This is a genomic window from Rhizobacter sp. P2_H2 (genome assembly GCF_056403375.1).
Window position 1 is genome coordinate 1 of sequence record NZ_JBFUFP010000232.1, and the last position, 6,455, is coordinate 6,455.

Annotated in this window: 6 protein-coding genes; 1 reads left to right on the top strand and 5 read right to left on the bottom strand. The window is 71.7% G+C overall.

Annotation, left to right across the window (positions count from 1 at the left end; translation table 11 throughout):
* Positions 1-186: hypothetical protein (locus tag AC1D15_RS14130; RefSeq protein WP_477826480.1), on the top strand; the 186-nt coding region annotated here is incomplete at its 5' end.
* 2 nt (positions 187-188) lie between these two features.
* On the opposite strand, the gene AC1D15_RS14135 is transcribed toward AC1D15_RS14130, so the two are convergent.
* The 5 genes from AC1D15_RS14135 to AC1D15_RS14155 form a co-directional block, all read right to left on the bottom strand.
* Positions 189-1,769 (bottom strand): hypothetical protein, encoded by a 1,581-nt coding sequence (locus AC1D15_RS14135; RefSeq protein WP_477826481.1) that lies wholly within the window; start codon positions 1,767-1,769, stop codon positions 189-191.
* An 82-nt stretch (positions 1,770-1,851) separates the two neighbouring features.
* On the bottom strand, positions 1,852-2,364 hold the full coding sequence (locus AC1D15_RS14140; RefSeq protein ID WP_477826482.1) for a thermonuclease family protein: 513 nt from the start codon (positions 2,362-2,364) through the stop codon (positions 1,852-1,854).
* A complete protein-coding gene (locus tag AC1D15_RS14145) occupies positions 2,361-2,762 on the bottom strand; it encodes a YkvA family protein (RefSeq protein WP_477826483.1) in 402 nt (133 codons plus the stop codon). The genes AC1D15_RS14140 and AC1D15_RS14145 overlap by 4 nt, the downstream gene beginning before the upstream one ends.
* Positions 2,759-5,251, bottom strand: a complete 2,493-nt coding sequence (locus AC1D15_RS14150) for a ligase-associated DNA damage response DEXH box helicase (protein WP_477826484.1) — start codon at positions 5,249-5,251, stop codon at positions 2,759-2,761. The genes AC1D15_RS14145 and AC1D15_RS14150 overlap by 4 nt, the downstream gene beginning before the upstream one ends.
* Positions 5,248-6,455: potassium/proton antiporter (locus tag AC1D15_RS14155; protein WP_477826485.1), on the bottom strand; the 1,208-nt coding region annotated here is incomplete at its 5' end. The genes AC1D15_RS14150 and AC1D15_RS14155, both read right to left, overlap by 4 nt.

Genomic DNA, 6,455 nt, shown 5'->3' on the forward strand with positions numbered 1-6,455 from the left:
GGCAACCAGGGCACACGGAAACTCAACCGCAAGGCCGATGGCGGCCAGCCTGCGCGCAACGATAGAAGCGAGGATTCATCCCCTCGCAAAAGGAATGCACAGAACGACAAGCGCAAGGTCAACGGTGGCAACAAGACATTGAGTGAATATTCGGAAGGATTGGAAGCCATGAACATCTTCCGCTGATTTCAGCCCCCGATCGCAGGCACTCCCACGACCCGCGTCAGCGCATCCACGGCGGAGCGGTTCACCCCCCGACCCTCCCCACCCACCTCCATCCACCCCGCCTCCACCATGTCCAACTGATGCACCCCCCGGTACACCGCGAAATACAGGCTGACCCCGAGCACGCCGAACTCCGCCGCACTGGCCTGTTCGCTCAGCGGCACGCGCAGCACCGGCACGCCGCCGAACGTGAAGGTCTCGATCGCGGCACCGCCCAGCGGCTGCAGCGTCGAGCTGTCGCGGAAGATCACGCCGCCCTGGCCGTCGAAGCCCATCTCCACCGCACTCGCATCCAGCCCGCGCAGCGCGCGCCATGAACCGCTGCCGTCCGGCTGCACCTGGCGCAGCGCGATGAACTGGTCGAGGCTCGCGAGCGTCATCCCGAACGGCTCGCCCTCCTCGCGCACATGCGCGTACCCGCCGGCGCGCCACTGCACGCGGGCATGGTGCCGGTAGCGCTGCGCGCCGTCGGGCCAGGTGCCGCTCACCGCCACGTCGGCACTGCCGCCCACGTCGTCGCGCGCGATCGCGCGGCCCGCCAGGTCTTCCACGTCGCGCAACTCGGCCGCGATCGCGACACCGCTGCGCAGCTGCAGCACGCGCCCCGCGTCCAGCCGCTGCGCGAGCGTCCCTTGCGGATCGCCCTCCAGCCAGCCCGCCGTCTCATCGAGAAAATCCGATCGCTCGCTGATCGGCGCATAGCCCTGAAACGCGGTGTCGACCGCCGGATCGAAGCTCCAGCGGCGTCGCGACGCCAGCATCTCGCCCGCCACCGGCCCGGCCACCAGGTTCGTCGCGGTCGCCGTGTACACCGTGCCATCGCGGCCCAGGTCGGCCGACAGCTCGAACACCCCCGCCCCCGCCTGCGCGTTGAACCACGCGTCCGACGGCCGGTGCAGCATCGCCATCAGCCCACGCGTCTGCTGGCCGAACCAGGCCATCGCCTGCTCGCGCACCAACATGGCCTCGTCGCGATGCAATCCGTCGGCGGCCGCGATGTAGTCGTCATCGAGCGCCAGGTCGACCAAGCCCGCCCCGCGCCGCACGACGGCCTCGGCCTCCTCGCGCGCCACACCGCCCCACACCAGCTGCTCGACGCGCGTGCGCACCGGCGTGAAGAGGTACTCCGTGCGGCCCGCCTCGTACGGCCGCGCCAGCAGCACATGCTCGTCGCCCACCGGCGCGCCGGTCGATGCATCGATCGTCGACGCCGGCACCTGCGCCACCAGCCGCGCAGTCACCAGCAAGGCCGCCTGCGCCGCGTCCAGCACCAGCGTGTAGCCACCCTGCGCATCGGTCACGGCCAMCCGCTCGTCGCCATCGCACTGCAGATCGTCGTTCGCATCGACGCACACCCGCGCGCCCTGCAGCAGGCCGCGCATCACCTTGCCGGTCAAGGTGAGCCCGCTCGGTGCCGGCGGCCCCGGGTCCGGCGTGGCCGGGGCTTCGCCGCCGCCGCCGCAAGCGCTCAACACGCAGGCCGCCGCCACGCTGCACGCGGCCACGACACCACCCCGCGCGAAGCGCCTGATCGTCCTGCTCATCGACGCTCCCTGTTGAACTGGCGCGGATGGTAGGGCGGCGATGTCATCGATTGGCCTTGTATGACGGCAAACGATGTAACGGTCAGTGCGCGATCACCTCGCAGCGTCCATGCATCCTACGAAAGACCCGCGGCTCGACCGCGCCGGGCTGCGCGAACAGCCCGCGCCGCGCGGCCTTCGCCTGCGCTTCGAGTGCGCCGTATCGCCCACCGTCCTGGCCACCCTTGCGCCGCCGGAAATGGTCGCTCCACGCATGCCCGTGCGCCACCATCCAGGCCGCCACGTCGTCACCATCGACAGCCACGCGGGCGATGCTGCGGTGGTAGCGGTCCTGCGCCACCGTCGCGAACTGCACGCGCCGGTGCAGCACACGGCGCGCCAGTGCCTCGGTCGCCTGCGGGCCCCAGGCCTGGCAGTGCTCCGGCGCATCGATGCCTTGCAGGCGCAGCTTCTTCGGCTTCGCCCTGGGCGACGCGCCATCGACCCGCACCCACAGCGTGTCGCCATCGGTCACGTGGGTCACGACGCCGCTGGCCGCCTGTACCGGCCCGGCCGCCAGCAGCGCGGCCAGGCACACCCCACCCAACCACCTCATCYGCCGAAGATCCCGCGCACCAGCCACCAGACGAACGCGCCGAACAACAGCAGCCACACCAGGACCACCAGCAGCGCACCCCACCACCAGCGCGGCAGCTTCTCGCGCGTGCGCTCGGCCTCGACCAGCAGCGCCTGCCACAGCGGATCGGGCGTCATCTTGCGCACCAGCGCAACGCCCAGCGGGATGATCAGCAGGTCGTCCAGCTGCCCGAGCACCGGGATGAAATCCGGGATCAGGTCGATCGGGCTCACCGCATAGGCGATCACCGCCACCGCGACGAGCTTCGCGCCGCGCGGCGCCTGCGGGTGCTTGAACAGCTTCCACAGCGCGATCAGGTAGGTCGCCAGCCGGGCGGTGTTGGCCGCGCGCAGCAGCCGGGATTTGCGCAACATCATCGTGGGTCCTGGGGACGGGGGGCGGCCGCACGCTCCATGTCCTTGAGCATGCGGGCCAGCCGGTCGTTGAGCTTCTCGGTGCTGAGTTTCTCTCGAAAGCGCTCCACCATCAGCGGCAGCGCGAACGGGCTGGGCACCTCGAGCTCGACGAACGCGATGCGCTGCCCCCGCATGCGCTCCAAGCTGGCGGCGAGCCGCCGGATATCAAGCTCCTGGCTCAGCACCTCGGTCTGCGCCTGCCCGAGCAGCCGGTTGCCGGCGTCGTACTTGCGGAACACCTCGTAGAACAGCGTGCTCGACGCCTGCAGCTGGCGCGCGCTCTTCGGCTGCCCCGGGTAGCCGCTGAAGACCAGCCCCGCCACGCGCGCGATCTCGCGAAACCGCCGCCGCGCCAGCTCGCTGGAGTTCAGGCTCGCGAGCACGTCGTCGAGCAGGGTGTCGTCGCCGAAAAGTTCACCATCCAGCAAGGGCCGCGGGTCGATCGGCAGCGCGCTCAGCAACTCCAGCCCATAGTCGTTGATCGAGATGCTGAAGGTGTTGGGCGCGTCGCGCGCGAGCCGCCAGGCCAGCAGGCTCGCGAGGCCGATGTGCACGTTGCGCCCGCCGAACGGGTACATGAACAGGTGCTGCCCCTCGCGCGAGCGGATGCGCTCCACCAGCAGCGTGCCCGGCGTCGGCAGCCGCGAGAGCCGCTGTTGCGCCTGCAGCATCGGCTGCGCGGCCTGCAGCTCCGGCGCGTCGAAATCGCCGGCGTCGACCGCGGCCAGCACCTCCARCACCGCATCGGCCAGCTCGCTCGACAGCGGCATCTTGCTGCCGTTCCAGTTCGTCACGACGCCCTTGCGGCCCTCGGCGCGCCGCACGTAGGCCGTCATCTCCTGCGTGCGCACGTACTCCAGCGTGCGGCCCGCGAAGACGAAGCAGTCGCCGGCGCGCAGCCGCGCGATGAAGCCCTCCTCCACCGTGCCGATGCGCCCGCCGCTCAGGTACTTCACCTGCATCGCCGAGTCGGCGACGATGGTGCCCACCTGCAGCTTGTGGCGCCGCGCGATGCCGCGGTCGGGCACGCGGTACACGCCGTCGATCGCCTGCACGCGGTGGTATTCCGGGTAGGCCGTGAGGCTCGCGCCGCCCTGCTCGACGAAGGCCAGCGCCCAGTCGAACTCGTCGCGCGCCAGCGCGCGGTAGGCGTGCGCCGTCCGCACCTCGTCGTACAGCGCATCGGCCGTGAAGCCGCCGCCGAGCGCCACCGTCACCAGGTGCTGCACCAGCACGTCGAACGGCTTGTCGGGCGTCGCACGCTTCTCGATGCGGCCCTGCTGCGCGGCGCGCCGCGCGGCCACCGCCTCCACCAGCTCCAGCGTGTTGGTGGGCACGAGCGTGATGCGGCTCGGCCGCCCCGGCGCATGGCCGCTGCGGCCGGCACGCTGCAGCAGCCGCGCGATGCCCTTGGCCGAGCCGACCTGCAGGACGCGCTCCACCGGCAGGAAGTCGACGCCCAGGTCCAGCGACGAGGTCGCGACCACCGCCTTCAGCCGCCCCTCCTTCAGCCCCAGCTCCACCCACTCGCGCACGGCAGGATCCAGCGAGCCGTGGTGCAGCGCGACGCTGCCGGCCCATTCCGGCCGCTGTTCCAGCAGCATCTGGTACCAGGCGTCGGCCTGCGAGCGCATGTTGACGAACACCAGCGTCGTGCCGGATCGCTCGATCTCGTCGACCACCGGCTGCTGCATCTGCTTGCCGAGGTGGCCACCCCACGAGAAGCGGCCGGGCTCGTGCGGCAGCAGCGTGTCGATCAGCAGCGTCTTGTCGAGGCTGCCTTGCACCTTCGTACCGGGTGTGTCCCCGAGCAGCACGCGCATCGCGTCGTCCAGGTTGCCGAGCGTCGCGCTCAGGCCCCAGGTCGCGAGCCCCGGGTTCCAGCGCTTCAGGCGCGCCAGCGCCAGCTGCACCTGCACGCCGCGCTTGTTGCCCATCAGCTCGTGCCATTCGTCGACGATCACGGTGTGCACGGCGGCGAGTTCGTCGCGCGCGGCTTCGCGGGTCAGCATCAGGCTCAGCGATTCGGGCGTCGTCACGAGCACGCTCGGAAAGCGCCGGTCCTGCCGCGCGCGCTCGGCCGACGGCGTGTCGCCGGTGCGCAGGCCGAGGCTCCATCCGCTGCCCAGCTCGGTCAGCGGCACCTGCAGCGCCCGCGCCGAATCGGCGGCCAGCGCGCGCATCGGGGTGATCCACAGCACGCCGAGCGGTGGCGGCTGCAGCGCCAGCGGGTCGATGCCGCGGCGCGCCGCATTCGCGAGCGCACCGAACCACACCGCATAGGTCTTGCCGGCGCCGGTGGTGGCGTGCAGCAGGCCGCTGCGGCCGTCGGCCAGCGCGGCCCAGACCTCGCGCTGGAACGCGAACGGCTTCCAGCCGCGTTGCGCGAACCAGCGCGCGCCGAGCCCGGGCTCGCGTTGCAACTCGCTCCCCTTCGCGCGGCGGTTCATTCCGCCTGCGGGTCCCGCGAGCGCAGCGCCAGCGCCACCCGCGACACCCGCCCGTCCACCATCTCGCCCACCTCGAAGTGCGCGCCATGCCATTCGACGCCGTCGCCTGCGCCGTGGCCGCGCGCGAGGTTGTCGGTCAACCAGTCGCCGAGCGACGGCCCGGCGTTGTGCGGCACCGGCAGCTGGAAGAACGCGAACACCTCGGCCAGCGGCAGGTTGGCATCGAGCCAGAGCCGGCCCTGCACCGCGCGCTCGGTGTCCGGCGGCAGCGCCGGCGGCTCGACGACACCGAGCCGGTGCGCCACCCAGCGCAGCGAGACGCCCTGCATCAGCAGCGACGCCAGCACCACGCCGAACGCGACGTTGAAGAAGCGGTAGCTGTCGGGCACGCGCGCCATCAGCGGGAACAGCGCCAGCACGATCGGCACCGCGCCGCGCAACCCCACCCAGCCGATGAACAGGCTCTGCGCCGCCGGGAAGCGCAGCGGCGCGAGGCACAGCCACACCGCCAGCGGCCGCGCGACGAACAGCAGCGCCGCCACCACCGCGACGATCGGCACCGCCATGTCGAGCATCTGCCGCGGCGACACCAGCAGCCCGAGCAGCACGAACAGGCTCGCCTGCGCGGCCCACGCGAAGCCGTCGAGCGCCGACGACCCAGCGTGCGCCGCCGCCTCGGCGCGCGCACGCACCTGCAGGCCGAACAGGTAGACCGCGAGGAAACCCGAGCCCTCGACCAGCCCCGCCGCGGCGAACACCGCCAGCCCGCCCGACAGCACGATCAGCGCCAGCAGCCCGCTGTGCTCGACGGTCAGCGTCAGCCGGTTCAGCAGCCACGCGACGCCCCAGCCGCCGGCCAGCCCGATCGCGAGACCGAAGCCGGCTTGCGTCGCGAGCAGCAGCAAGAGCTCGCCCGGCCCGGCGTTCGAGCGGATCACGGCCGTCATCGCGAGCGTCAGGAACACCGCCATCGGGTCGTTCAGGCCCGACTCCATCTCGAGCGTCGAGGACACCCGCTCCGGCAGCTGGATGCCGGCATGGCGCAGCAGCGAGAACACCGCCGCCGCATCGGTCGACGCGACGATCGCGCCGAGCAGGAAGCCGTAGCGCCAGTCGACCTGCAGCACCGCCATCGCGACCGCGCCAACCATCAGCGCCGTCAGCACGACGCCGAGCGTCGCGAGCCACAGGGCAGGCTTCAGGC

Bases quoted from the DNA above. Each gene is read 5' to 3' on its own strand.
- AC1D15_RS14140 (WP_477826482.1), bottom strand. From the start codon at position 2,364: ATGAGGTGGTTGGGTGGGGTGTGCCTGGCCGCGCTGCTGGCGGCCGGG.